This window comes from Psychrobacter sp. PSi21, from assembly GCF_054960615.1.
Genome location: NZ_JBHNYR010000006.1, coordinates 1 through 25,172, shown reverse-complemented (window position 1 = coordinate 25,172; position 25,172 = coordinate 1). Strand labels below are relative to the sequence as shown.

The 25,172-nt window shown below is 48.7% G+C and carries 22 protein-coding genes; 10 read left to right on the top strand and 12 right to left on the bottom strand.

The genetic code is table 11. From position 1 onward, the window contains the following. The first annotated feature begins 73 nt into the window (after positions 1 to 73). From ACFI32_RS05555 to ACFI32_RS05535, 5 genes are all read left to right on the top strand, one after another. Positions 74 to 1,075: an AAA family ATPase gene (locus tag ACFI32_RS05555; RefSeq protein ID WP_462625635.1), complete on the top strand. Its 1,002-nt coding sequence runs from the start codon at positions 74 to 76 to the stop codon at positions 1,073 to 1,075. A gap of 47 nt (positions 1,076 to 1,122) precedes the next feature. Continuing rightward, positions 1,123 to 2,184: a DUF58 domain-containing protein gene (locus tag ACFI32_RS05550; protein WP_462625517.1), complete on the top strand. Its 1,062-nt coding sequence runs from the start codon at positions 1,123 to 1,125 to the stop codon at positions 2,182 to 2,184. After that, positions 2,181 to 4,397, top strand: a complete 2,217-nt coding sequence (locus ACFI32_RS05545; protein WP_462625516.1) for a transglutaminase TgpA family protein — start codon at positions 2,181 to 2,183, stop codon at positions 4,395 to 4,397. Before ACFI32_RS05550 ends, ACFI32_RS05545 begins: the two co-directional genes overlap by 4 nt. A 126-nt stretch (positions 4,398 to 4,523) precedes the next feature. Then, positions 4,524 to 4,910 (top strand): tautomerase family protein, encoded by a 387-nt coding sequence (locus tag ACFI32_RS05540; protein WP_462625515.1) that lies wholly within the window; start codon positions 4,524 to 4,526, stop codon positions 4,908 to 4,910. A 3-nt stretch (positions 4,911 to 4,913) separates the two neighbouring features. After that, a complete protein-coding gene (locus tag ACFI32_RS05535; protein WP_462625514.1) occupies positions 4,914 to 5,495 on the top strand; it encodes a GNAT family N-acetyltransferase in 582 nt (193 codons plus the stop codon). Here the strand turns inward: ACFI32_RS05535 and ACFI32_RS05530 are convergent. The 6 genes from ACFI32_RS05530 to ACFI32_RS05505 all read right to left on the bottom strand — a co-directional run bounded on the left by ACFI32_RS05530 (position 5,492) and on the right by ACFI32_RS05505 (position 9,962). Continuing rightward, on the bottom strand, positions 5,492 to 6,178 hold the full coding sequence (locus ACFI32_RS05530; RefSeq protein ID WP_462625513.1) for a class I SAM-dependent methyltransferase: 687 nt from the start codon (positions 6,176 to 6,178) through the stop codon (positions 5,492 to 5,494). The genes ACFI32_RS05535 and ACFI32_RS05530 overlap by 4 nt on opposite strands. A 356-nt stretch (positions 6,179 to 6,534) precedes the next feature. Beyond that, positions 6,535 to 7,149: a hypothetical protein gene (locus tag ACFI32_RS05525; protein ID WP_462625512.1), complete on the bottom strand. Its 615-nt coding sequence runs from the start codon at positions 7,147 to 7,149 to the stop codon at positions 6,535 to 6,537. A gap of 147 nt (positions 7,150 to 7,296) precedes the next feature. Next, positions 7,297 to 7,944 (bottom strand): hypothetical protein, encoded by a 648-nt coding sequence (locus ACFI32_RS05520; protein WP_462625511.1) that lies wholly within the window; start codon positions 7,942 to 7,944, stop codon positions 7,297 to 7,299. A gap of 264 nt (positions 7,945 to 8,208) precedes the next feature. Next, complete coding sequence (locus ACFI32_RS05515) at positions 8,209 to 8,964, bottom strand: PhnD/SsuA/transferrin family substrate-binding protein (protein ID WP_462625510.1); 756 nt, start codon at positions 8,962 to 8,964, stop codon at positions 8,209 to 8,211. Between the two features lie 3 nt (positions 8,965 to 8,967). Then, positions 8,968 to 9,462, bottom strand: a complete 495-nt coding sequence (locus ACFI32_RS05510) for a PAS domain-containing protein (protein WP_462625509.1) — start codon at positions 9,460 to 9,462, stop codon at positions 8,968 to 8,970. Positions 9,463 to 9,599: 137 nt separating this feature from the next. Further along, on the bottom strand, positions 9,600 to 9,962 hold the full coding sequence (locus tag ACFI32_RS05505; RefSeq protein WP_462625508.1) for a roadblock/LC7 domain-containing protein: 363 nt from the start codon (positions 9,960 to 9,962) through the stop codon (positions 9,600 to 9,602). 670 nt (positions 9,963 to 10,632) lie between these two features. Here ACFI32_RS05505 and ACFI32_RS05500 point away from each other — a divergent pair. Continuing rightward, entirely contained in the window at positions 10,633 to 11,943 is a 1,311-nt protein-coding gene (locus ACFI32_RS05500) for a uroporphyrinogen decarboxylase/cobalamine-independent methonine synthase family protein (protein ID WP_462625507.1), read from the top strand. A gap of 139 nt (positions 11,944 to 12,082) precedes the next feature. On the opposite strand, the gene hutI is transcribed toward ACFI32_RS05500, so the two are convergent. The 5 genes from hutI to hutU form a co-directional block, all read right to left on the bottom strand. Beyond that, positions 12,083 to 13,414 (bottom strand): imidazolonepropionase, encoded by a 1,332-nt coding sequence (hutI, locus tag ACFI32_RS05495; protein ID WP_462625506.1) that lies wholly within the window; start codon positions 13,412 to 13,414, stop codon positions 12,083 to 12,085. Between the two features lie 12 nt (positions 13,415 to 13,426). Next, a complete protein-coding gene (hutG, locus tag ACFI32_RS05490; RefSeq protein WP_462625505.1) occupies positions 13,427 to 14,458 on the bottom strand; it encodes a formimidoylglutamase in 1,032 nt (343 codons plus the stop codon). Positions 14,459 to 14,554: 96 nt separating this feature from the next. Then, on the bottom strand, positions 14,555 to 16,138 hold the full coding sequence (gene hutH / locus ACFI32_RS05485; protein ID WP_462625504.1) for a histidine ammonia-lyase: 1,584 nt from the start codon (positions 16,136 to 16,138) through the stop codon (positions 14,555 to 14,557). Positions 16,139 to 16,326: 188 nt separating this feature from the next. Next, positions 16,327 to 17,691: a YjiH family protein gene (locus ACFI32_RS05480; protein ID WP_462625503.1), complete on the bottom strand. Its 1,365-nt coding sequence runs from the start codon at positions 17,689 to 17,691 to the stop codon at positions 16,327 to 16,329. Positions 17,692 to 17,882: 191 nt separating this feature from the next. Next, positions 17,883 to 19,586, bottom strand: a complete 1,704-nt coding sequence (gene hutU / locus ACFI32_RS05475; protein WP_462625502.1) for a urocanate hydratase — start codon at positions 19,584 to 19,586, stop codon at positions 17,883 to 17,885. Between the two features lie 234 nt (positions 19,587 to 19,820). Here hutU and ACFI32_RS05470 point away from each other — a divergent pair, with 234 nt between their 5' ends. From ACFI32_RS05470 to ACFI32_RS05455, 4 genes are all read left to right on the top strand, one after another. Continuing rightward, a complete protein-coding gene (locus tag ACFI32_RS05470; protein WP_462625634.1) occupies positions 19,821 to 20,582 on the top strand; it encodes a UTRA domain-containing protein in 762 nt (253 codons plus the stop codon). Between the two features lie 307 nt (positions 20,583 to 20,889). After that, a complete protein-coding gene (locus ACFI32_RS05465) occupies positions 20,890 to 21,714 on the top strand; it encodes a transporter substrate-binding domain-containing protein (protein ID WP_462625501.1) in 825 nt (274 codons plus the stop codon). After that, complete coding sequence (locus ACFI32_RS05460) at positions 21,714 to 22,436, top strand: amino acid ABC transporter permease (protein WP_462625500.1); 723 nt, start codon at positions 21,714 to 21,716, stop codon at positions 22,434 to 22,436. The genes ACFI32_RS05465 and ACFI32_RS05460 overlap by 1 nt, the downstream gene beginning before the upstream one ends. A 36-nt stretch (positions 22,437 to 22,472) precedes the next feature. After that, entirely contained in the window at positions 22,473 to 23,216 is a 744-nt protein-coding gene (locus ACFI32_RS05455; RefSeq protein ID WP_462625499.1) for an amino acid ABC transporter ATP-binding protein, read from the top strand. Between the two features lie 134 nt (positions 23,217 to 23,350). Here ACFI32_RS05455 and ACFI32_RS05450 read toward each other — a convergent pair whose 3' ends face one another. After that, the gene (locus ACFI32_RS05450; protein WP_462625498.1) at positions 23,351 to 24,295 is read right to left on the bottom strand and encodes a DMT family transporter; all 945 of its coding nucleotides are present in this window, start codon (positions 24,293 to 24,295) and stop codon (positions 23,351 to 23,353) included. Between the last annotated feature and the right edge of the window lie 877 nt (positions 24,296 to 25,172).

Below are 25,172 nucleotides of genomic sequence, written 5' to 3'. Positions count from 1 at the left end.
AATAGCTGATCATGAGCGTCTGGCACTATTTGACAACATCATTAGATAATAATAAAAAGAGTTCGTATTTATGATGCCCTCAAGCCACAATCGAAGCACACCAGTAACCTCCACTGGCGAGACTAACAGTACCGCCTCTACGCTGAGCAACCAGCAGCAAGTTGCTACGCTACTCGCGCAGCTCAACCGTATCGTACTGGATAAATCGCAGGTGGTGAAACTGGCGCTCAGCTGTGTGCTGGCAGGTGGGCATTTACTGTTACAGGACTTACCGGGCATGGGTAAAACCACACTGGCACAAGGTCTGGCGCAGCTTTTGGGTTTGTCGTTTAACCGAGTGCAGTTTACCAATGATATGTTGCCTGCAGATATTTTGGGCATGAGTATTTACAACCAAGCTAAGCTTGATTTTGAGTTCCGTAAAGGCCCTATCTTTACTCAACTGCTTTTGGCAGATGAAATCAATCGCTCCAGTCCCAAAACCCAAAGCGCGCTACTTGAGGCGATGGAAGAGGAGCAGGTGACCCAAGATGGTACGTTGTATCGTCTGCCCAAGCCATTTTTTGTGATTGCCACTCAAAACCCAATGCAGCAAGCAGGCGTCTATCCGTTACCAGAGTCGCAGCTGGATCGCTTTTTGATGTGTCTGTCGTTGGGTTATCCTTCGCCTGCTGCTGAGCGTGCGCTACTGCAAGGGCAAGACCGCCGTGAGCTGCTGAATAGTTTAGATGCCATACTAGATACCGATGCAGTACAGCAGGCGCAGCACAATGTCAGACAGGTGTATGTGGCTGACGTGGTGCTCGACTATCTACAGCGCTTGGTTGCCAAAACCAGAATCAGCCAAGAGCACCATGGTCTATCACCACGCGGAGTGCTATCACTGCAGCGTGCCGCCCAAGCTTACGCCTATGTGTCAGGACACCAAGAAGTGACACCAGAGGACGTGCAAGCAGTGTTTGCAGCGGTGACTGATCACCGCGTTGGTCAGCGCTTTTTGCCTGCTCATGTAGGCAAAAAGCAGTCACCGCCAACCATTGCTCAGCGTATTATGGCTGACGTGGCGGTAATATAAGATGAGCATGTTGGCTGTCACAGGTGGACTGAGGGGGTGATGGGGTTATGACTGTATTTACGCGCCGCGTATCACAACCATCGAAGGACATGCTCGCACGTTGGTTTGCCAAGCGCGCGCCAAAAAGCGATCAGGCCACGCTTAACCTGCGTAATGTTTATATCTTTTTTAGTCGCGAAGGTGGCTTGTTTGCGCTGCTCTTGATGATTACCTTTATTGCTGGTGTTAATTATGGCAATAACTTAGTTCTCGGTTTGTGCTTTTATTTGGCCAGTGTTTGGCTTATCAGCTTTCATGTGACGTTTGCCCATATATCAGGGTTACAAGTAGAACTGCTTGAGGTGACGATGGCGGAAGTGGGTGCACCTGTTTGGGTGACCTTGCAAGTACGCAGTAGTAGCCGTCAGCCACGTCGTCAGTTGCGCTTTAGCTTCGATCAGCCCAGCCGCTTGGTGGGCGATACAGATGCCGACTCCACTCATAAAAATAAAAAAGCAGTCAGCACCAAACAAGATAATGATCAGACCGACATGCAAGTTTTGCTACCACGCCTTGATGATGAGCACGTCATTCGCCTGCCGATTTATACCAATCAACGCGGTGAGCTTGAACTGCCGCGTCTTCAAATCAAAACGGTTTATCCCCTTGGTATCATGCGCGCTTGGTCATATGTTTATTTTGCACGTACGGCTTGGGTTTACCCCAAACCGGTAGCCTTTGATTGGCAGCCGCAATATCTTGCGGCACGCAATGATGATCTGCCAACAGGAGGACAGTATGCTCAGGGACAAGACGATTTTGACCGCCTTGATCATTATATCGAAGGTGAGTCATTAGCGCGAGTCTCATGGGCGCATGTCGCACGCGGGCAGGGAATGTTCACCAAACATTTTGTTGATCCTATCGGTCATGAACAATACCTTGCCTATGAGAATATGCCGGCCGCGCATCATGAGCAAAAGCTGTCTGAAATGGCTTATGGCGTCATGATGTTGGGTCAATCACAAGTGCCCTTTCAGATGCAACTGCCAGCGGATAATGCCATGACCACAGGGCAAGGGGAGCCATTCGTGCAAGCTTGTCTGCTTAGATTGGCGAAAGCGCCATGACGATACTTTCAAAATCTGCCAAAAATACCGATCAACGCCCATCTGTATCAGGCCTGAATACAGAAGCTTATGTGCCTTTTGAAAAGCTGGCAGTAGGGCGTGTCCAGCCCAGCAATGCTCAGAAAAATAACCCGCGCAAGGCATGGTATCGAGCCTTATTGTCACTACCAGCATATTACTGGGTGCTGCTGGCACAGGTGGTGGTCATTACGCCGCATGCCGCGCACTTACCATTATGGCTGATCGGATTTGCCATCATCAGTATGATGGCGCAGCTGCCACGTATTAAAGCCACATTCAAAAATGTACGCACGCTAAAACGCTTGTATCAGGGCGTACAGATGACAGGGTTTTTACTGGGACTGGCAGGACTGTGGTTTACTTATGGTACCGCTTTTGGGCTGGATATGGGCGTGGCATTTTTATTGCTGTGCCTGATTAGCAAACTTTGGGAATTATACAAGCGCCGTGATGCTTATGTGGTGCTCAACTTGTCATTGTTTGTCCTTGCTGCTTTATTTTTGATGGATCAAGGACTACTGACAACGCTTGAAGTGGTCATTGGGACCGTGATTGTGCTACTGTCATTTATTGCACTCAATGATGATGGCAACACAGAGGGTGATGGTCGTTTGCGCACCTTGGGGGTGCTTGGCGTGTCAGCACTGCCACTTTTGGTGGTGCTGTTCTTGTTTTTTCCGCGACTGCCGCCGCTTTGGTCGGTACAGCTGTCAGGGCAACAAGCGACCACAGGCGTTTCAGACAGTATGTCACCTGGCGACTTTGCCAGTTTGAGCCAGTCAACAGCGCTGGCTTTCCGAGTTGAGTTTACGGGTCAGCGGCCATCACAGAGTGAACTGTATTGGCGCGGTTTGGTGTTTAGTGATTTTGATGGGGTGACGTGGCGGCCAAATCGCAGCGCCATGCAGCTATGGACCGCAGGGCGTACGGCACCTGCTTGGATTAAGCAGGCATTTGCAACAGTGCCAGAAGCCGTGCAGCGCGAACCTGAGAGATATCAAGTTATTTTGGAACCAACGCAGCAGCGCTGGCTATACGGGCTAGACTATCCATTCACTGATCGCCAAGATGTGTCGGTTACTTCCAACTTTACGTTACTAAAGCAGCAGCCTATTACGCAGCAGCTACGCTATGATGGGTTGCGTTTTTTGCCCATGCGTATTGATAACGAACTGGATGTAGAGACACGGCGCATTAATTTATCCTTGCCCAGTGAGGGCAATACGCAAGCGCGTGCACTTGCCAAGCAGCTTTTTGCTCAGTCAGAGTCAGATCCCGTACGCTATATTCAAGCGCTTGAGCGCTGGATCAATCAGACAGAGTTTCGCTATACCTTGTCACCACCACGATTGGGCGCCGACCGTATTGATGACTTTTTATTCAATACCAAAGCAGGGTTTTGTGAGCATTATTCATCCAGCTTTACCTTTATGATGCGCGCTGCAGGTATTCCAGCGCGCGTGGTGGCAGGTTATCAAGGCGGTGAGCTTGGCCGTGGCGGATCGGTATGGGAAGTGCGGCAAATGGATGCGCACGCTTGGTCTGAGGTATGGCTTGAGGGTCGGGGCTGGGTACGCGTTGACCCGACGTCATTTGTTGCGCCAAGCCGCGTCGAACAAGGTATGAACGCACTCACTCAAGCCCAAGGCGCTGCTATGTTTGGTGATGGGGCTGGTGCTCAGCTTAGTTATCAGCAGTATCAAATGCTACAAACCTTACGCCGACTATCCGACCAAGCCAGCTACTACTGGCAAAAAGACGTCGTTGGCTATGACCAAGACAAACAATCAGGTTCGCTACTAAAATGGCTCAACATCAGCTCCATCATGCAGCAAATTGCATGGATGGCTGGATTGTTTATTACGGTGGTGGCCATCATTGCATTCATGATTTGGTACCGTCGCCGCCAGCGTTGGCATCCTGCTGATCAGCCATTAATCCGCCTGTCTAAGCGTTTAGGCAAGCGTGATACCAGCCTCAGTCGTCGTACTGATGAAGGACAATTGGCATGGCTTGAGCGTCTCACTCAGCAGTTTGATGATAGTGGTAATGACATACAGCAACACATCAGCATCATCAAACAAGATTATCGTCAGCTGAGTTATGGCAGACTTAGCCAATTACCCGTGCGCGCACCGCAGTATCAACGTGTACTTAAACAGCTCAAGAACAATATCAAGCTATTGTATTAGGGATATGCCCTAACTATTAGAGTGCTATTGCTGACTATTGGTAAAGTATATGCCCAATAGGTGATGGCAATGGACAACCCAGATCATCCTCTAGCCATAGAGGATTTTTTTATTTAGGAGACAGGTATGATTGTGGTTTATGGTATTGCCGAGCGGCTCAATCCGATCAAGCCAGCGCTGTCTGACGTGATTCATAGTTGTATGCAGCAAGTGCTGGGGCTACCTGAAGACAAAAAAGCCCAGCGTTTTGTACCGTTACAAGCAGACGATTTTTATTATCCCAGTGATCGAAGTGATGCTTATACAGTGATTGAAATCAACATGATGCAAGGGCGGACAGCACAGACCCAAAAAGCGCTGATCAAATCCTTATTTGAACAGATTGACACCAAACTGGGTATTGCGCCTATTGATGTTGAAATCACCATCAAAGAGCAACCCGCACATTGCTGGGGCTTTCGTGGTATGACAGGTGATGATGTTTATGATCTGAAATATAAGGTGAACATATAACCCATGACCACATCTATAGTAGAGAGCCAGCGTTTGTATCTACGCCAGTGGCAGGCAAGCGATTTTGCCATTTTTGCTGCCATGAATGCTGATGCAGATGTGATGCGCTATTTCCCCAATCCTTTATCCGCTACGGTAAGTGATAAAATTGCTAAAAAATGCCAAACGCTGATTGAGCAAAATGGCTGGGGTTTTTGGGCAGTCAGTCGAAAAAATGGTTCAGAAAAAAATAATGACTTTATCGGTATGGTGGGTCTGAATACGGTACATGCTGACATGCCATTTGCTCCTGCTGTTGAGATTGCTTGGCGGCTGCATAAGGACTATTGGGGACTTGGATATGCGACTGAGGCAGCGCGCACGGCGCTCAAGTTTGCGTTTAATGAGCTTGCGCTTGATGAGGTAGTGGCCTTTACTGCAGTGATCAACCAGCGCTCACAACTGATCATGCAGAGCATCGGCATGACAGATACGCAGGAGAATTTTTATCACCACATGCTTGATGCTGATCATCGGCTGGCGCAGCATGTACTTTACAAAATAACTCGGCAGCAGTGGCAGGGGCTTACTGCTCAGAGTGGTTAATCTGTGCGGGTTTCAGACGACGAGGTTCTAGAGAAGGTGAGAATATGGCCTTTAAACGGTAAATCCAGATAAGAGGTATCAATTGGTCTGACGTGCTCACTACTAAAGCCAAAATCTGTCATTTTACTGGTCAGCTTATTTTTGCGTCCGCGACCAGGGTCGACCACGATGATCTCACAGGTTGGGTTAGCGTGGCGTTCGATAAACGCCGCTAAAATAGCCACATGCTGATCCTCATACAGCAAATCGCTGCCAATAATCATATCAAAACGGCCAAGATGACTGTTGTCTTCAGCCCAGTCTAAACGCTCAAAATGAATGTCTTTATTATTATTAAGTGACGTATTTCGATCTAAAAAATACTCGACTGTCGGATGGTAGTCGGTAGCGGTGATGTCGGCATGACGATGGTTGAGCAGTAAGCTTGATAATGCCATGCCGCAACCCACCTCCAAAATGCGCTTACCTGCAATATCGTAATCAAGCATATGATTGGCCAATACCAAACTCGATGGCCACACCACACCAAACAGCGGCCAAGAGGCAGAGCAAATACCCAGTTTTAATGCCTCGTCATCAGGGTCGCTAAATTGTTGGTTGTCCCGTAAAGTACAAAGGTGAATGTCGGTATCACCAATCTCAATCGTTTGGTAGCGCACACGTACAGTGGTCAGCGAAGTCATAACCTATCCTAAAAATGGGCAAAGATGCAAAATTTGGCACTATGCCACAATCAAGAATAGTACTGTCAGTGCTACGGTGCCAGCAATGGCGCACAAGTACAGAGCATATAGACACAGCCAGTATGCCGCAGTTGTGCAGCCAGTATTGTTATTTTGCACGCGTTTCTACTTACGCGGGTAGCAACATAGAATAGAGCCGCCCAAAAGGAGTAGGAGACAGTGGTGAACATAGGAGAAAAGAAGGGAGGTATGATGGTCAGTAGCCAATAAAAACAGTGTCAGGCGGCTACGGCTAAGTCATAGCTGGCGCATCAGCACAATCGCTGTCTACGCCATATAGATATCAGAAAATATGATTAACTGGCAAACTTGAGTCCTGAGGTCTTGATGCCCCAAATCAGCTCCACAAAGGCGCGGTTGTTGGTCAATGGCTCACCATCAATCACCACCGCATAGCCAGCGTCATCAATCCACAAAAACACAAAGCTGGTTTCAGGAACCAATAAATCGACTTGTTCAAAAAAGGAAATAGCGCGGCTACCCACTGACCAGCCGCGCTGCTTTTGGCGCTGCATAAAGCCTGAAAAATCTGCTGCTGCCACGCTCAAGGTGTCGGCCTCTTCTTGGCTATAGCCAATCCGTGCCAGACAAAATCCATCATCTGAGGCAATAGCCGCACGGCGTTTGCCTGACAAGCTGGCAACCACATAGGGCAAAAACTGATCCAGAGGCAAGTTGGGTGCTGGTAAAAAGGTGGATAGTTTTTCAATGAAACCTTGCTCAACAAAGCCATCGAGCCACAGTTCGGGATATTCTTCAAGCCACGTCGATACCAGCATGGTTTCACGATAGGACAACAGCGCTTGCAAAGACAGCTGCATCGCGGTTGGCTCACTTTGTGAAAACGCTTCAAATACACCTTCTGGAGTGAGGGTGATATAGGTTTTGTCAGCATGATCAAAAATAGACATAAAGGCTACCTTTTAAAAATCCTCAAGCATCAGTGATTGTGAGTAGCAAAAAGGCTCTTATACTAATCTGGCGGCACTGTCGAGGTATGTTAGGGTGTATGTATATTTACCGTTATTACATTTGCGATTTATCAAGGTTGCGACTTATCAAGGTTTACTTATATCATCATCCGTACTTGCATGAGCATGGGTTTGTTCCAACTGTTCTTGGCACTCATACCAGCGGTCATCAAACTGCCAATCACTTTTACCCAGTCGAAACCAGACGATGGAGAAGGCCAAGCGATCATTACAAGCCAAGCAGTGTGCAAAAAACTCATTTTCAATCTGTCTGATATTATGGATATCTTCTTGCTCACGCGCAGTCATCAGCTCGGTAGTGATATTTTTGGCAATTTCTTTGGCATCGTCACTACTGATGCGTAAACGGTGTGTCTCGACATTAAATGACGGCGTGACCAATACGCTCCAGCGCGTGGCAAAAACGCTACTGTGTTTGATGTAATCGAGCTTATGAATACAGTTGCGAAACGCCTGTTCAATTTGTGGATGCAAGCGCCCTTCAATAAGCAAAAATATATCCTCGATATCATAAGGGATATCATACCAGCAACCATAAAAAAAGTCAGCAACCGCGCCTTGCAGTGGTTCTTTTTCATTTAATAATAAAGCGGCGTTGATGCGCTTTTTGTGGTAATAATGATTGTCAGGCGCGGCAAAAATTTTGCGCGAATAGTAGCGAAAAGCGTGACGTGCCGCCAATTCGCTTTCTCCAAGGGTCGGTAGGTCAGCCATAATAAGCTCCTCGATCTTAAAAGTGATACTACAGATCATTGAAATAATCGCAGCTATCAGCGGCTGTGATTATCAATTCAGCCTTATATGCACCGTGAATACGGCCGTTATAAGGTCTATACCATTTTAATCAACAGTCAGTCACCAGTGATATCGATTTGCCTTTTCTGTTACCGCAGAGCAGTGATAAGGGGCGTTGCACAATCGTGTTTTTGGTGCAAACATAACCGCAGTCATGCTTGCCTGTACTGTGATAGTAAGCGTCTAATCGAGCAGAGTTTCCATCAGGTCGATCATAAATTCAGCGTCTTCTTCGCTCATGGCTTCAAAACCCTCTGGCATACCAAGCTCAGTAAGCGTGTCTTTGCCATCTGCGTCATCACCGAAGCTGAGTACCGTATCGGTCAGTTGCTGAGCGTCAGCCAGATCATCTTTGATGAGTAAGACGTGACTGATGTCAGCAAGGTCACTTTCAATCAATACGGTAAGCTGCGCTTTGGTTAAGCGAGAAAAGCTATGAAAGATTTCTGATAGGAAAAATGCCACTTGCGCGTCGCCTTTAATCACATGCCGCGCGGCTGCTTGATAGGTTTCAGTGATCTGCCAGTTGAGGTCGGTATCGGTCAAATCCACCGCCTCTAGCAATCGCAAGCCGATCAGTTTGACATCGCGATTGTTGGCCATAGCGACGGTAGCCCCTGCTGCCACATCCTCTAGGCTGTTGATATCACTTCCTGCTGCTGCAGCAATGACCATTTCATCCGCTTTGCCAATAGGTCTGGCAATCGCGCGATAGCCTTTTTCACGAATCAATGTGGTGGCATCAAACGGATTGGCATAAATAACGTCGATATTGCCTGCTGCGATAAGCGCTTCTTGCTCAGCATAAGAGCTTGGCATATTTAAATGCATGTGCAAATTTGCCCGCTTTTGCACCAAAGTGTTGAACATGTGCCAGCCAGAAAAACGCTCAGGGGAAAAATCAGGGGCGATTAACATGTTATACGTTTTATCGGTCATGATTTAATCTTCCTCTTTTTGTTTCATGTCAGCATATTGGGCAATCGCCGCTTCAATCTTGCTGCGTGAGGGTTTACGGCGAACTGAGGTATAGCCAACGGTTTTGCCGTGACGGACATTTGGCACGACAGTGGCGTAGACCCAGTAATGGCTGCCATCTTTGCATAGGTTTTTGACATAACCGTGCCACTTTTGCCCCGACTCAGCCGTCTGCCAGAGGTCAACATAGGCCGCTTTTGGCATGTCAGGATGGCGTAAAATGTAGTGTTGTTTGCCGATAAGCTCGTCGACATCATAGCCACTGATTTCGACAAAGGCATCGTTCACATGGGTGAGAACACCGTCCAAATCGGTACGCGAAACAATCAATTTACCATCAGGGTAGGGCCGTTCAACACCAGAGTCATAAACCGTTCTTGAGGTTCCATCATGATAGGTCAACGTGATTTGCTCAGCAGGCACATCAGGTTTTTTGGCATCAGGAAGTGGAGAACCCATAATAATCTCCTTATTTATCGTTATCATCATTGGTCAGGTGGTGGCTGTCTTTGAGCATGCTACCTACTTATTTATTGCAATATCTGCGCCATACTGCCGAGTCACCAAAGGGTATCAGTATCGGTCGCTATACTCAATCAAATGAGTTTTGCAAGGGCTTGTGATGCGCGTTTAATGTCTAGGAAAATCAAACCAAGCTTGGCATTGGGTTTTGCCATAACGGTCAACACGGCTTCGTCGCCAGATGAGGTCATGATCACGTAGCCTTTTTCACCCTGAATCATGATGCGATCAATACTACCACGAGCAAGCTCATGACCTGCACGATCTCCTAATGATAGCAGTGCCGCTGACATCGCGCCGACACGATCTTCGTCAACCCCCAAAGGCAGTGCCGAGGCAATCATCAAACCATCGTTTGAAATGAGGGCGGACGCTTCTACGTCTGCTGAGGAGCTGTTTAGATCTTCTAGAATCTGCTGAAAGGAATCTGTACGCATATGAATAATCTCTATGACTGATTGTTGAATGGATACAAACCATCTGTTGATAACACTCAAAAATAGTTTTGTGCCAAGAACTTTTATTATAATGCCTTACTAATTATATTGATATCACATTATTAGATTTAAAGCCATTAGTCATCAAATTTAACCATTGAATAAGATTATATTACCTTTCACTCAGATAATTTTATTCATTTTTCATATGAAAGTTTGTTTTATATATCAATAAAAAGGTTTTAAGCGTAAAAATCGACTATCCTGAGTAAAACAGTGGGGTATCTGTTATAAAAGATATCTGTTGAGTCTCTTGGCTAAGCGATGGCTACTCCTTGCGGCGCTATAATAATCAGTCGATAAGCAGGAATGATTGCAAGCGGTCTATGATAAAATCAATCGTTAGTAGCCGTTCGAATTTTTGGGTCATATATGCACCGTTCACATATATAGAAAAAATTGGATATAAATCGATAAATACGTTTAAAATCAATAGATAACAAATATATAAAATCGTTTTTTTGGTTATCTGTTAATAATAAATAGTGAATAATTTTCAATTTAGATTAAATAAATTGATTTTTATTCATAAAGGTAGCGGGTTATGATTATGCCATCATATACCTGGATTCAGGTTGTTCAACACTGAGCTTTATCAATGGAGTCGGTCATGACCACAACTGCGCTATCAACTACTGTGCCAAGCCATATTTTGGGCTATCCACACACTGATACCACCTGCGAAACCACGCTTGCTTTAGAGCCGTATTGGGCTGGTATTACAGACAAGACTGAGACCCAAGTGGCACTACTCGAAGCGTTTAATCGCCGTATCCAAGATCAAATCGATGCAGGATTGGATATCATTACCACAGGTGATTTTGGCCATTATGATGTGCTGTTTAGTCAAGCAGTTGCTTTTGGGGTGCAGCCGCCGCGCTTTCAAGGTAGCGCGGCATTAGATACTTTTGATCGTCAGTTTTATTTTGCCTATGGCCATGATCGTACTGGTCAGTGTCAGGATGCTGCTGCATGGCAAATGGCCAAATGGTTTGATACTGATGGTCACTATCTTGTGCCTGAACTTGAAGCAGATGAGAGCTTTAGCAACACTGACTTTACGCCTATTCTTCAGCAAGTCGCTGATGCTAAGGCAGTTATCACACAAAGTGGGCAAACTGATACAGCACTTAAGGTGGTATTGATTGGTCCTGTGAGTTTCTTATATTTAGCGGTTTCAAAGCATGATGATAAGCTGGCACATTTAGATGCTTTATTGCCTGTTTATGCAGATTTGCTCAATCAACTTGATCAGCAAGGGGTGGAATGGGTACAGATGGATGAGCCGATTCTGTCACTGGATTTAGATGGCTCATGGCAACAAGCATTTGAGCGCGCATATAACGGCTTACAGCAGACGCCGCCGAAGTTAATCGTTGCCAGCTATTTTGGTACATTAGGCAACAACTGCCACACGGTTTGTAACTTGCCTGTCAGCGGTATCCATATTGATATCACACGTCTTGCTCAGCCCAAGCAGTATGTGACGCAGGTGATTGATCATTTGCCCAGTCACAAGTTATTGTCTATCGGTATTGTCGATGGCTATGGCGCCTGTACCGCTGATCATTCGCGCGTACAAGATATCTTATATGAGGCCAACGAGCGTTTGAATATTTATCCTAATCAGTCAGCAGATGGGCGCAACAAACAGCGCTTATGGGTCGGGACAGGCGCGTCACGACTGCATTTGTCCGTTGATTCACAGATGGCGCAAGCAGCGCATACCGTTGTCCAGCAAAAACTGAGCGACGTGGTGATGTGTGCTCATATTGCGGCAGGTACGCGAGAGGTAGCGCATTTGGCAACGAGCAATGAGTTAAGCACAAATGAGCCAGCCATAAACGAAGCAGTCATAAATGAATCAGCCACAAGCACGCTGACTGTACCAAGCGTTGATAGTGCTACTGTGCCAGCCTGAGAGGAGACATAAACCATCTTGAGTAACAGGCTGTGTGGGTACGGTTTGAAGTGATTGATCACGCGATATAAAAAAGCCCCGACGATTTGCTCGGGGCTTTTTAGTGGTTTTTATTGTGCATTGACGGCACCTGTGCGAGTTATTGCCAGCACCCGCCACGCATGATCGCTTGAATCGGGTTGATACCGATCTGATAACACAAGTCGGCGGGGCGGGTAATGTCCCACAGTACCAAGTCAGCAGCACAGCCCGTTTCTATTCTGCCTTGGTGTGTCAGCCCCAGCGCTTCTGCCGCATGTACGGTGGTGCCAGCAAGGGCTTCTTCAGTAGTGAGATAAAACAGTGTACAGCTCATGTTCATCGCCAGTAGCAGTGAGGTGAGAGGCGAGGTGCCGGGGTTGGAGTCGGTCGAGACGGCCATTTTTACTTGATGCTGGCGCAGCGTTGCAATCGGCGGTAACGTAGTATCGCGCAGCGTGTAGTACGCGCCGGGCAGCAGCACGGCGACCGTATTACTGGCGGCCATTTTTGCGATATCATTAGCGGACAAATGCTCTAAGTGATCGCTGGATAGCCCTTGGTATTCTGCAACCAAGGCGCTGCCACCCATGTTTGAGAGTTGCTCGGCATGCAGCTTGACGGGGAGCCCAAGCGCGCGTGCAGTATCAAACACGCGCCGCATTTGCTCGGTGCTAAAGCCGATATTTTCACAAAAGCCATCGACGGCATCGACCAAGCCTTCTGCATGCAGAATCGGCAGCCACGCGCACACTTGCTCAATGTAGTCATCTGATCGCCCTTGATATTCAGGCGGCAAGGCGTGAGCAGCAAGATACGTGGTGCTGATATGGACATTGTATTTTTTGCCCAGTGCTTTGGCCACGCTGAGCATTTTGCGCTCGCTATCAAGGTCTAGGCCGTAGCCTGACTTGATTTCAATGCTGGTCACGCCTTCTTTGAGTAGCGCTACAAGTCTTTTTTCACTTTGCGTCAGCAGTACATCAAAACTGGCGGCGCGTGTGGCATTGACGGTTGAGAGAATACCGCCGCCTTGTTCGGCGATCGCTTTATAACTGATGCCCTCTAGGCGCGCTTCAAACTCATTGCTGCGATTGCCAGCATAAACCAAATGTGTGTGACAATCGATCAGCCCCGGTGTTATCCAACTGCCATTGGCATCGGTGATTTGTGTGGCTGTATAGTGCGGCAAATACGGCGTCATCTCTGCGGTACTGCCAATCCACGCAATGTGGCCGTCTTTGATCCCAATGGCGGCCTCAAAAAGTTGTCCATAAGGCGTTGCTTGGGCATCCTCTAATGCTTTTGATGCATATAAGTCAAAGCCATACTGCGGTGAGAAAGTAGCCAGATTGGCATTGATAATGACGCGGTCAAAAGCGCGCCTCACATCAAGGCTAGCGGGTGTGCTGGCCTGTGCATCGGGTGTTGGGTGCACGATGTTGCTCGTCATAATAGACTCCTGCTACTGGGTCAGTAGGTGCTGTTCAGTGATGGTGGCAAGTAGGCGCGCGGCCACTTTGACACTGCGCTGGTCGATATCAAAGTTGGGGTTGATCTCGGCGATATCGGCGATCTTGACTTTACCAGTCGCCATAATGTGCTTGATGCTGCGTTCAACCAGTGGCAAAGCGATGCCATGAGCGGCTGGGGCGCTGACACCTGGGACGATCGCCGCTGGAAAGCAGTCCATATCAATGGTGACATACACCACATCGACTGCATTGATAAAGTCATCTAACCGCGCTGATAGGTCTTCCCATGGCAACTGCTCGCAGTCTTCATCACTGATAACGGTTACGCCCAGCTCAGCGGCGCGGTCAAAGAGGGCGGCAGTGTTAGAAAAACGGCTGGCCCCAATACAGCAGTAATGAAAAGGCTGATCGTTGGCCGCTACATGCTCGGCGATTTGTCGAAATGGCGTACCTGAGGTGGCTACGGGCGCTTGACGTACATCAAGGTGCGCATCAAAGTTAATCACGCCAATCGTTGGCAACGTGGTGTCTGTATTTTTATCAGTCTGAAACGCCTGCCATAATCCCAAAAAACTGCCATAGGCAATCGCATGACCGCCGCCCAGTCCAATGGCAAGACCGCCTTGGTTTACAACCGCTGTGATGGCATCGGCATACTGCTGCTGCGCTTGCTCAAGCACATCATCTGCCAGCTGATCGCCATCAACACATGCAATATCTCCAGCATCGCCTAACAAATGGCTTAAGCGGTCATCATGGTCTTCATAACGGCGTTGTAGCGCCCCTGTGATGGGCAGTTTGGCAAATGCTTGGCGTAGCAAAGGTGGTGCCGCGCGAGCACCCACGCGGCCTTGGTTGCGCCGCACCCCTTGATCGCAAGCAAACCCCACCAGTCCAACGGCCTGCTTGTCGTAAGGCTGCGCTATTTGATACCAGTAGCGAGCGCGGTCAGTCTCAAACGGCTCGGCACGTCCTGTCCAAAGGGTGGTGTCCGCTGGCATGTGATGTACGGTGGTCGTCATTACAAAGCTCCTTATCAACGGCGATGACACGAGTAGACAAGACTGGCTACTCGTGCCTGAATGGTTATCAAACGATCTGAGCTCAATGGGGACGCATCACTCTGCGTGGTACCAGTCAGCACGCAGTTCTTGCCAATGCTGGGTGAGCGTACCGTCCATAATCAGCTGCTTGGCGGCTTCGATATCAGGGGCGAGGTAGCGGTCTTTGTCATAAAAGCTGACTTGTTCGCGTAAGTACTGATGGGCGGCCTGTAGCTTTTCAGAGGTTTCAAGCTCACGATGGAAATCGATACCTTGCCCTGCGGCAAGCAGCTCAATACCAATGATGGTGGCCGTGTTGTGTGCCATCTCATGAAGGCGGCGCGCGCAGTATGTCGCCATTGATACATGGTCTTCTTGGTTTGCTGAGGTGGGGATGCTGTCCACACTGCCAGGGTGAGCGATAGATTTGTTTTCTGAGGCGAGTGCAGCAGCAGTCACATGCGCAATCATAAAGCCTGAGTTAACCCCAGCATTTTCGACCAAGAATGGCGGCAGACCCCCAGACAATGTGGCATCGATCAGCAAGGCCACACGGCGCTCAGACATTGAGCCAATCTCTGCAATCGCCAAGGCCAAAGTGTCGGCAGCAAAGGCGACAGGCTCGGCGTGGAAGTTGCCGCCTGAGATGGCAACAGGGCCATCTTCGTTGTTAAAAATGAGCGGGTTATCGGTTACGGCATTGGCCTCGATCAACAAGGTTTTGCCTGCTTGATTGATGATATCAAGGCACGCACCCATCACCTGCGGCTGACAGCGTAAGCAGTAAGGGTCTTGGACGCGGTCGTCTTGCTCGCCTTGGTGTGAGGCGCGGATTTGGCTGCCTTCGATCAGATGACGATGGGCTTGGGCGATCTGAATCTGACCATGATGACCGCGCACTTCATGGATACGCGCATCAAATGGGGCATCTGAGCCTTTTGCCGCATCAATCGAGAGTGAGCCGACGATGGTGGCGGATTCTAGCAAATCACGCGCTAAGAAATAGCCGCGTAGTGCTAGAGCGGTCGAGACTTGGGTGCCATTAATCAAGGCCAGACCTTCTTTTGCCGCAAGGGTGATCGGCTCTAAATCGTGAGCGGCAAGGGCCTTGGCAGCCTCTACCCGCTCACCATTCACATACACGTCGCCTTCACCCATCAGGGCAAGGGTCATGTGTGAGAGCGGCGCAAGGTCACCTGACGCGCCCACTGATCCCTTGGCTGGAATATTAGGGATGATGTTGTGATTGATCAGAGCCAACAAGCCATCAATGACCAAGCGGCGTACACCTGAGACACCTTGGGCAAGGCTGGCCACTTTCATCACCATGATGAGGCGTACCACACCATCAGGCAGGCGCTCGCCTGTACCGACAGAATGCGAGATGATGAGGTTGCGCTGGAGCAGCTCAAGCTGGTCATCACTGATACGGGTTTTGGCCAGCAAACCAAAGCCTGTGTTGATACCATAAGCGCTTTTGTCACGCTCGATGATGGTTTTGACATTGTTGTGTGAGGCGTCAATATCAGCGTAGGCGCTGGCGGGTAGCGTTACGTGGACTGTGTGATCATAAATACTACGCAGCTGAGCAAAGCTTAATTGGCGCGGTATCAGATCAAAGGTAGTGCTCTGAGTGTTGGTGCGGTGTGAGGTGGTCATGACCAAATTCCTATTGTTAATATGGGCTATTGATGTTTTTCAGCGTCATCATAAAGCAATAAAGGGGATAATCAGTTGTGTATTATTCATAACAATGCTGTATTTAAGCTATGTTTACTGTACTTTTATCCAGCGAAAATGGCAGCAGCAGTACGCCATGCCATTTGATAATTTACAGGGTTAATATGTCAGCCGATCCAGTTGAAGTGCAGTGCCAACTGGCCAAATGCGCCCGCCAGCAAAATACTAAGTACCACGCGCTGCAACCAAATGATCATCATCTTGCCAACTGATAGCGGTATTTTTGTCGCCAACACGCAGGGGATCATGGCGGAGAAAAACAGTACGCTGCTGATGGAAATCACGCCTGCCACGTAGCGTACCAAAATATCCGCATCACTCAGTAGCAGTGCAGGCAAAAACATCTCAGCCAAGCCAGCTGACATGCCTTTGGCAGCCGCTAACGGCTCAGGCAAACCGCTGACCCATGTAAAGGGGTAGAGCAGTAGACCCAGCGCATCAAACACAGGCGTATATTTTGCCAGTATCAGCCCTGTTAATCCCACGGCGATGATGGAGGGCACGATAGCGGCAGCCATGGTCAGGCCATCTCTAAAATTTGACCACAAGATATGTTTTAAATCTGTGGCGCGGCGTGAGGTCGCCAGCCCCAAATCCAACGCCGCAGCCAGCCGTTTGCCGCGCTGATGATCCAGCGCTGGGCGCTCAGCATGGTTATCAAATTGGCTGATCGGTGGAATACGCGCCGTAATGGCGGTGACGATAAAGGTAATCACCAGCGTCGACCAAAAAAACAGATTCCAAAAGGCCATCAACTCTAATGTTTTGGCCACAATCACCATAAACGCCGCCGATACGGTCGAAAACCCAGTGGCGATAATCACCGCTTCACGCGCTGAATATTGCTTTTGCAGATAGACGCGATTGGTAATCAGCAGGCCAATAGAATAGCTACCGACAAAGGAAGCCACCGCATCAATCGCTGAAGACCCAGGCGTTTTCCAAATCGGCTTCATGATAGGCTGCATCAGTACGCCAAACATCTCAAGTAGGCCAAAGCCGACCAAAAAGGCCAAAATCAACGCACCCAGCGGGACGATCATACCCACAGGGAGCGCCAACTTTTCAAACAGAAACGGCAGCATATCCGCTTCCATCATAAAGGCGGGCGCGGTGCCTGTCAGATATAAAATCGCCAGCGCTAACCCCAGAACTTTAAACACCGTCAATACCATCGAGGTGATGTTGTCGCGCCATGAGCCATCAAAAAAGGGCTTGCCCACGCCATAGAGCATGAGCAGCATCAGCAAAATAACCGCTAATGTATGCTGCTGTTTGACCAAATAGGTTGCGCCGTGGTCAAACAAAATGGTGCTCTTGTCACCAATGGTAAAGGGCACAAAAAACATTACCAGACCGATGGTGCTAAACACAATCAACTGAATCAGCCCCCGCGTCTTCGACAGTAACGGTGTATCAGTCTCAGCGTTACCGCCCGCCTCACTGGTCAACGTGTCGTTGGTATCGCTCATCTTATCCTCCTTGATCGTTACGGATACCGCAATGAGTGCGTCTGCTGGCAGTCATTGCGGCCTGTCCTTACCGTCTGGCTGTGCGCTTAATACTGACCCTTGATGATGCGATGCTTGCGAGCTGATCGGTGACCGCTGGGCGGTGGCATATGCGGCGGTAATGTGGCATTCATATGACAATGGCTCAATGGCTATTTGATCATTGGTAGATTGAGGCCATAATCTTTGGCGGTCTTAATCGCCAGCTCGTAACCTGCATCGGCGTGACGCATGACGCCTGAGCCGCAGTCATTGACCAGTACTCGCGACAAGCGTTTGGCGGCCGCATCTGTACCGTCGGCAACGATGACCATGCCTGAATGCTGCGAGTAACCCATGCCGACGCCTCCGCCGTGATGCAGTGAGACCCACGTTGCACCGCCTGCGACATTGAGCATACCGTTTAGTAGCGCCCAATCTGAGACCGCATCCGAGCCATCTTGCATGCTTTCAGTTTCGCGGTTGGGACTGGCAACAGAGCCAGTATCTAGGTGATCACGACCAATGACGATCGGCCCTTTAAGCTCGCCATTTTTGACCATTTCATTAAAGGCGAGACCTGCTTTGTCGCGCTCACCAAGACCTAACCAGCAGATACGGGCAGGCAAGCCTTGGAACTGAATACGGTCTTTTGCCATATCGAGCCAGCGATGGACGTGGGTGTTTTCTGGGAACAGCTCTTTGATTTTTTGATCGGTCTTGTAGATGTCTTCTGGATCGCCTGAGAGCGCCACCCAGCGGAATGGGCCTTTACCTTGGCAAAACAATGGGCGGATATAGGCGGGTACAAAACCTGGAAAATTAAAGGCATCTTTCACCCCTTCATCAAAGGCCACCTGACGGATGTTGTTGCCGTAATCGGTCGCTGGGATGTCCATCGCTTGCAGATCCAAGATTGCTTGGACGTGTACCGCACAAGAGGCGGCGGCGGCTTTGGTTAGCGCGGCATGTTGCTCTGGGTCTTCTTGCGCGGCTTTCCATTCCTCTACCGTCCAGCCGCTTGGTAGGTAGCCATTGATCAAATCATGCGCTGAGGTTTGGTCGGTGACCAAGTCAGGTTTGATCTCACCTGCACGCGCGCGCTTGACCATCTCAGGCAAGATATCGGCGGCATTACCGAGTAGGGCGATTGAGACCGCTTCGCCAGCTTTGGTATGTTGTTTGATTAACTCATAGGCGTGGTCAAGATCATCAGCTTGTTTATCGACATAGCCTGTACGCAAGCGGAAATCGATGCTGGACTGCTGACATTCGATGTTCAATGACGTTGCGCCTGCAAAAGTGGCTGCTAGTGGCTGCGCGCCGCCCATGCCGCCTAGACCTGCGGTTAATATCCAACGACCTTCCCAGCTGCCGTCATAATGCTGATTGCCTGCTTCGGCAAAGGTCTCATAAGTGCCTTGGACGATGCCTTGGGTGCCGATATAGATCCAGCTTCCGGCGGTCATCTGACCATACATAAATAAGTCTTTACGATCGAGCTCGTTAAAGTGTTCCCACGTTGCCCAGCGGGGTACTAGGTTTGAGTTGGCGATCAATACACGCGGTGCGTTTTCATGCGTTTGGAAGACGCCGACGGGTTTACCAGATTGCACCAGCAATGTCTCGTCATCTTCTAATGTTGTCAGTGACTCTAGGATTTGGTCATAACTTTCCCAGTTACGCGCAGCGCGGCCAATACCACCGTAGACCACGAGGCTTTTTGGGTTTTCGGCGACATCAGGATGTAGGTTGTTTTGTAGCATGCGATAGGGCGCTTCGGTCAACCAGCTCTTGCAGTGCAAGGTGCTACCAGTAGGCGCGGCGATATTGCGCGATTCATCACGGCGGGTATAAGTGGCGGTCTGTTTGGTCATCATCATTCCTTAATGGGATTTGGTAAACAAATGAGGTAGCAAGTGGGGCTACATGAGCCATGTCTCTATTTGTATATACAAATTATCAAGAATGTATCGGGGTTGCAAGTATTTTTTTATGGCTGTGCCGTTTTTGGCATGGTCTATTGCCCAAATAGTATAAGGTTGGGGCATTTGAGCGTGAGATAAGCATGTTATGATAAGGGGATTTTTCGACCACAGACAGCCATGACGATGACCAAAATGAAAACGAAAACCATTCCTGCATACTTGCGTATCAAAAACGCCATATTGGACAACATACATCAGGGCAAATGGGTTGCTGGGGCAGCAATTTCGACTGAGCTGGCGCTGGCTGAGGAGTTTGGTGTCTCAAGGATGACGGTAAACCGCGCGCTCAAAGAGCTGAGTGAGGAGCGGGTATTGGAGCGGCGCCAAGGCTCAGGCACTTTTGTGGCACAGCAGCAGTTCAATCATACGTTTGTCGAGGTGCGCAACATCGCCGAAGACCTCAAATCGGCCAATCGCAATTATCAGGCCAGAGTTATCCATAAGCGCGCCATCAGCATGGACATGCTTGATGAGCAAATGCGCCGCAAATTTGACATTGCCCCATCAAGCACGGCAAACAATAGCGCCGAAAGTGATGATGACGCGCCAGTGTTATATGAGGTCAAAATCATCCATATCGCTGACGGTGAGCCGATTCAGTTTGAAGAGCGCTGGGTCGATGCCAAAAAAGTCCCACATTTTATCGACCAAGATTTCACCATGGTCAACACCAGTGATTATCTGGTTGCCAAAATCCCGCTAGAGAGTGGCAGCTATACCATACGGGCCCTCGCGGCGCCCGTCGATGTGGCAGAAGCACTGCAAATCACGCCGCAGTCGCCGACCTTGGTTTTGAGTCGCCAAACCTACTCAGCAGGTCGTGCGTTGACGTTTGTTAAGATGTGGCATGCGGGCGATCGTTATCAGTTTTCAGGCGAGCTATAGCCCAGTATGTTCTTTTGCTGGATGATGTTCACGGTTTAGCTACGTTATCAGTGCCGCAATCGCGGTATTATAGCCGCCTCTTGGTGCTATTGATTTTGACAGAGCTATTGAAAAATAAGCCTATTGTCCTCAAATCGTGCAACCAAATATATATAAACCTTCATTTTTTGATGGTGATGGATACCTCGCTTATCGGGCGCGGTATAATCATTGCTGTTTTTATACCCCGATCTTCCTACTCAAGCACCGTATTGGCTGCTCGTGGCGGGACGCGCGGTATGCTCACTCTTTCACATAAGGACACCTTATGAAACGTCGCAGTTTGTTAACCTTAATCGCCAGCACTATCTTACTGGCCGCTTGTAGCCAGTCGGAACCCACAGATACCACTGCTGCTGCCACTGACGGTAGCTCAGAGTTGTTACAGCGTATCAACAATGGCGGCACCATCAATGTCGGTACAGAAGGCACTTACCCGCCGTTTACCTATCATGACGAAAGCGGCAAATTGACCGGCTATGATGTGGAAGTCACGCGCGCGGTGGCAGACAAGCTTGGCGTCGATGTTGATTTTAAAGAAACCCAATGGGACGCGATGCTGGCAGGTTTGGACTCAGAGCGCTTTGATATGGTCGCCAACCAAGTCAGCCTCACCACCCCTGAGCGTAAAGCCAAATATGACAAAGCCACTGCGTATAGCTGGTCAGGTGCCGTGGTATTGGCCAAAAATGAGGACAACCGTTACAGCTCATGGGAAGCGTTAAAAGGCCTACGTTCAGCGCAGTCACTCAGCAGTAACTATGGTGAGTTGGCAGAAAAATATGGTGCAGAGGTTGTCGCTGTCGACGGTATGGCGCAGGCGGTACAGTTGGTCAAGCAAGACCGTGCTGACTTCACCATGAACGATCAGTTGGCCGTGCTTGACTATCTACAAAAGACCCCAAACAGCGGCCTTGAGATCAAATTAAAAGCGCCTGCGAGTGAAAAAACAGGCTCAGGTATCGTCTTCCGTAAAGGCGATGACGACGTGGTTGCTAAAGTAAATGAAGCTATGGCTGAGTTACAAGCGGATGGTACACTCACCAAGCTGAGTGAAGAGTTCTTTGGGTCTGATATAAGCCAACAAAACTAATGACGTGGTTTACTGATTTATTGGCGATACTGCCATTTATGACCCCCGAGCGCGCCCAAATCGTCATCACGTCGTTTTGGCCGATGCTCAAAGGTGGTATTTACTACTCAATACCACTGGCGCTGATATCGTTTGCGATCGGGATGTGCATTGCGCTGTGTGTGGCATTGATTCGTATTGTGCCACGGGCAGGCATTTGGCATGAGATTCTCTACCGCTTAGCTCGCGTGTACGTGTCTGCCATTCGCGGCACACCAATGCTGGTACAGCTGTTTATCATCTTCTACGGTCTGCCCAGCGTTGGCGTCAAGCTTGATCCGTTTCCGTCAGCGATTATTGCCTTTTCGCTCAATATCGGCGCGTATGCTTCAGAGACAGTACGCGCCTCGATTTTGTCGATACCAAAGGGCCAGTGGGAAGCGGGTACCACAGTGGGCATGACCTATTTGCAAACATTTCGTCATGTCATTTTGCCGCAGGCACTGCGCGTGTCGGTACCGCCACTGTCCAACACCTTTATTGGCTTGGTCAAAGAGACCTCGCTTGCCTCACTGGTATTGGTCACCGAGCTGTTTAAACAAGCGCAGATCATCACCGCACGTAACTATGAGTTTATGCTGGTATATACCGAAGCGGCGATTATTTACTGGGCGATTTGTCTGTTCTTAAGCTTTTTGCAAGGTAAACTTGAACACAGGCTCGATCGTTACGTGGCAAAATAAGCGATACGCCGCAATCGCATCACAATAGGAATGGCTATGATCCAAATCAAAAATATTCATAAAGCCTTTGGCAGCAATCAGGTACTAAAAGGTATTGATTTGACGATCAATAAAGGCAATGTGGTGGTGATACTGGGGCCGTCAGGCTCAGGTAAAACCACCTTTTTGCGCTGCTTAAATGCCCTTGAGATTCCTGATCAAGGGGTGATTGCTTTTGATGACAACAGCTTGAGTGTTGATTTTGGCAGTAAACCCAGCAAAAAAGAGCTGCTGGCATTGCAGCGTAAGTCAGGCATGGTCTTTCAGTCGTATAACTTGTTCCCGCACAAAACCGCGATTGAAAATCTGATGCTCGGCCCGACAGTGGTACAAGGTAAAAACAAGTTTGAAATGCGTAAAGATGCGTTGGTGCTGCTTGAAAAAGTAGGACTGGCAGACAAAGCGGAGCTGTATCCGTTTCAGCTCTCTGGTGGTCAGCAGCAGCGTATCGGTATTGCCCGCGCGCTGGCGATCGAGCCTGATTTGCTGTTATTTGATGAACCAACGTCCGCGCTTGATCCTGAGCTGGTACAAGATGTACTGGCGACCATGAAGCAGCTGGCCTCTGAAGGCTGGACGATGGTGGTGGTCACGCACGAGATTAACTTTGCTCGTGATGTGGCAGACCACGTGGTCTTGATCGAAGATGGTCATGTCGTCGAAGAGGGCAGCGCCAAGCAGCTGTTTGAAGACTCCGAGCACCCACGTACGCAAGCGTTTTTACAACGTATTAGTGAATAGTGATACTCAGATTAACGCTATTGATTGAGCGTTCACAGTATGAATAAAAAAAGCCCCAATCATGTGGTCATGGTTGGGGCTTTTTTTATTTAGATTTGGCCATCGTACAATATCAAACAGTCAAACTAGACCGTTTACCGTCTTTTAAGCCAACGAGGGACGCGCGTGGTTGTGCCATTAACCACTGCATTTAACAACGCCGCCAGCAAAATCAGCGTCACGCCCAGATATTGAATCCAAGACAGAGCTTGATGTAGCAGTATCATTGCCAGCGCAATCGCCGTCAACGGCTCAAAAATCGTAAAAACAGAAGCACGAGAGGCGGGCAGCTTCTCTAATGCTTTCATATAAAGGCCAAAGGGAACGACCGTACCCAAGAGCGACAGCCCTAACACATAACCCCAAGTTGATAATGGCAAGGTGAATAGCTGCGCGTACGTCTGGTACGTCTCAGGCAGTAGCAGCAGTCCGCACGCACTGATGACCACAGAAGTAAAAAACACCAATGGGGCAGGGTGTGCGTAATGCATCGCACGCTTACCGAGCACGCCGTATAAGGAATAACACATCCCTGCCGCCAAGCCAAGCAAAATGCCCCAATTGACTTGTGCCTGCTCGCCCAGCATCGTCAAACCAACCCCGAAAACCGCCATGAATGCCAGCGCGATAGATTTGCGCGTGATGGACTCGCTCAGTAAAAACCTTGAAAACAGCAAGCTAAACACAGGCGCGGTATACAGCAGCGCCACCGCAGGACCAGCGCCAACGTAACTGACGGCAAAAAAGTAGCACACCGACATCCCCAGCACGCCGATCAAAGACTGCATTGCCAGTCCAAGCCACTGCTTGGCTTGCAATTTGACCAGCTGTGGCCATAGGGTTGGTAACATGGCTAAGATAATCACTGCCGCCGTCACGATGCGTAATATCGTCACCTGCCACCCACTAAAGCCGATTTGATTGAGGTAGGTCGAGAATATCCCAAGCGTCCCCCAGCAGACCGCCGCGGTGATGATTTGAATGATGCCGATCCATGACTGATGCGCGGGTATCACCGCTGTGCTCTCGAGGTTTGCCATACTGGTTTCTTCTTGCGATCTAAATGATATTTGGCGTTGTCAGAGTGGCCGTGACGCAAGCGCGTCCAGTCATACTGCAATAAGAAAAGACAACCTGATTAAAGGCTGTCTTTTGTTGGTTATTTTAGTCTATCATTAAATAGCAATCGGTCGCTACTGGGCAGTGTCTTCAATTTAACTATAATCTTCTTATAATAGCGTGTTGTTAAAATGATGGCGTCCAGTACGTCATCATTTGAGCTGGAAATCATATGAAATATATAGCGATAGGCCTTTTAGTCGTTTTAGCTACTTTTTGCACCGTCATATATTTTATGTTTCATCCAAAATCTGTTGCACATTATTGTGTTGATAACACCTGCATTGACATTGTGATACAGAACAAAATAGGCGTAGGCGGCGGTAGTGACTATGTGACGATTTATAGAAGTAGAAAGTTTACAAGGATGTATTCTCAATACTGGCGACTATGCGCAGTTTCAACTTGAGACGTTGGTGCTCCTCTCTCGTTATACAGTCGATAACAAAATTGTGATTTCAGGCGGTCTACCCACGAATATACAAGGGGATCTCAGCGATATTTTGATATTTGAGGATTTCACGGTCTATAGGGAGGCTGATATGAATGAAATAAACGCATTTGATTTTGTCCGAAAAAACGGTAGAGCTATTTAGTTTAAGGACTCAATAATGAACAAAAATCTTTAAAATAAAAGGACATCGATAGATGAGGCTATGCAAAACGTATGAAATAGATAAAGACTTTTATTCCTACTCAATTCAAAGCATTATCTAAGCTATCTGGTTAGATCAAATACTGATCATTCAGTTGAAATAGATAAGGAGTTCTATTATGCAATTTACCTATCCTGGATAC

Excerpts from the sequence above, each read along its gene's own strand:
- ACFI32_RS05555 (WP_462625635.1), top strand. The coding sequence starts at position 74 with ATGCCCTCAAGCCACAATCGAAGCACACCAGTAACCTCCACTGGCGAG.
- ACFI32_RS05550 (WP_462625517.1), top strand. The coding sequence starts at position 1,123 with ATGACTGTATTTACGCGCCGCGTATCACAACCATCGAAGGACATGCTC.
- ACFI32_RS05545 (WP_462625516.1), top strand. The coding sequence starts at position 2,181 with ATGACGATACTTTCAAAATCTGCCAAAAATACCGATCAACGCCCATCT.
- ACFI32_RS05540 (WP_462625515.1), top strand. The coding sequence starts at position 4,524 with ATGATTGTGGTTTATGGTATTGCCGAGCGGCTCAATCCGATCAAGCCA.
- ACFI32_RS05535 (WP_462625514.1), top strand. The coding sequence starts at position 4,914 with ATGACCACATCTATAGTAGAGAGCCAGCGTTTGTATCTACGCCAGTGG.
- ACFI32_RS05530 (WP_462625513.1), bottom strand. The coding sequence starts at position 6,178 with ATGACTTCGCTGACCACTGTACGTGTGCGCTACCAAACGATTGAGATT.
- ACFI32_RS05525 (WP_462625512.1), bottom strand. The coding sequence starts at position 7,149 with ATGTCTATTTTTGATCATGCTGACAAAACCTATATCACCCTCACTCCA.
- ACFI32_RS05520 (WP_462625511.1), bottom strand. The coding sequence starts at position 7,944 with ATGGCTGACCTACCGACCCTTGGAGAAAGCGAATTGGCGGCACGTCAC.
- ACFI32_RS05515 (WP_462625510.1), bottom strand. The coding sequence starts at position 8,964 with ATGACCGATAAAACGTATAACATGTTAATCGCCCCTGATTTTTCCCCT.
- ACFI32_RS05510 (WP_462625509.1), bottom strand. The coding sequence starts at position 9,462 with ATGGGTTCTCCACTTCCTGATGCCAAAAAACCTGATGTGCCTGCTGAG.
- ACFI32_RS05505 (WP_462625508.1), bottom strand. The coding sequence starts at position 9,962 with ATGCGTACAGATTCCTTTCAGCAGATTCTAGAAGATCTAAACAGCTCC.
- ACFI32_RS05500 (WP_462625507.1), top strand. The coding sequence starts at position 10,633 with ATGACCACAACTGCGCTATCAACTACTGTGCCAAGCCATATTTTGGGC.
- hutI (WP_462625506.1), bottom strand. The coding sequence starts at position 13,414 with ATGACGAGCAACATCGTGCACCCAACACCCGATGCACAGGCCAGCACA.
- hutG (WP_462625505.1), bottom strand. The coding sequence starts at position 14,458 with ATGACGACCACCGTACATCACATGCCAGCGGACACCACCCTTTGGACA.
- hutH (WP_462625504.1), bottom strand. The coding sequence starts at position 16,138 with ATGACCACCTCACACCGCACCAACACTCAGAGCACTACCTTTGATCTG.
- ACFI32_RS05480 (WP_462625503.1), bottom strand. The coding sequence starts at position 17,691 with ATGAGCGATACCAACGACACGTTGACCAGTGAGGCGGGCGGTAACGCT.
- hutU (WP_462625502.1), bottom strand. The coding sequence starts at position 19,586 with ATGACCAAACAGACCGCCACTTATACCCGCCGTGATGAATCGCGCAAT.
- ACFI32_RS05470 (WP_462625634.1), top strand. The coding sequence starts at position 19,821 with ATGACCAAAATGAAAACGAAAACCATTCCTGCATACTTGCGTATCAAA.
- ACFI32_RS05465 (WP_462625501.1), top strand. The coding sequence starts at position 20,890 with ATGAAACGTCGCAGTTTGTTAACCTTAATCGCCAGCACTATCTTACTG.
- ACFI32_RS05460 (WP_462625500.1), top strand. The coding sequence starts at position 21,714 with ATGACGTGGTTTACTGATTTATTGGCGATACTGCCATTTATGACCCCC.
- ACFI32_RS05455 (WP_462625499.1), top strand. The coding sequence starts at position 22,473 with ATGATCCAAATCAAAAATATTCATAAAGCCTTTGGCAGCAATCAGGTA.
- ACFI32_RS05450 (WP_462625498.1), bottom strand. The coding sequence starts at position 24,295 with ATGGCAAACCTCGAGAGCACAGCGGTGATACCCGCGCATCAGTCATGG.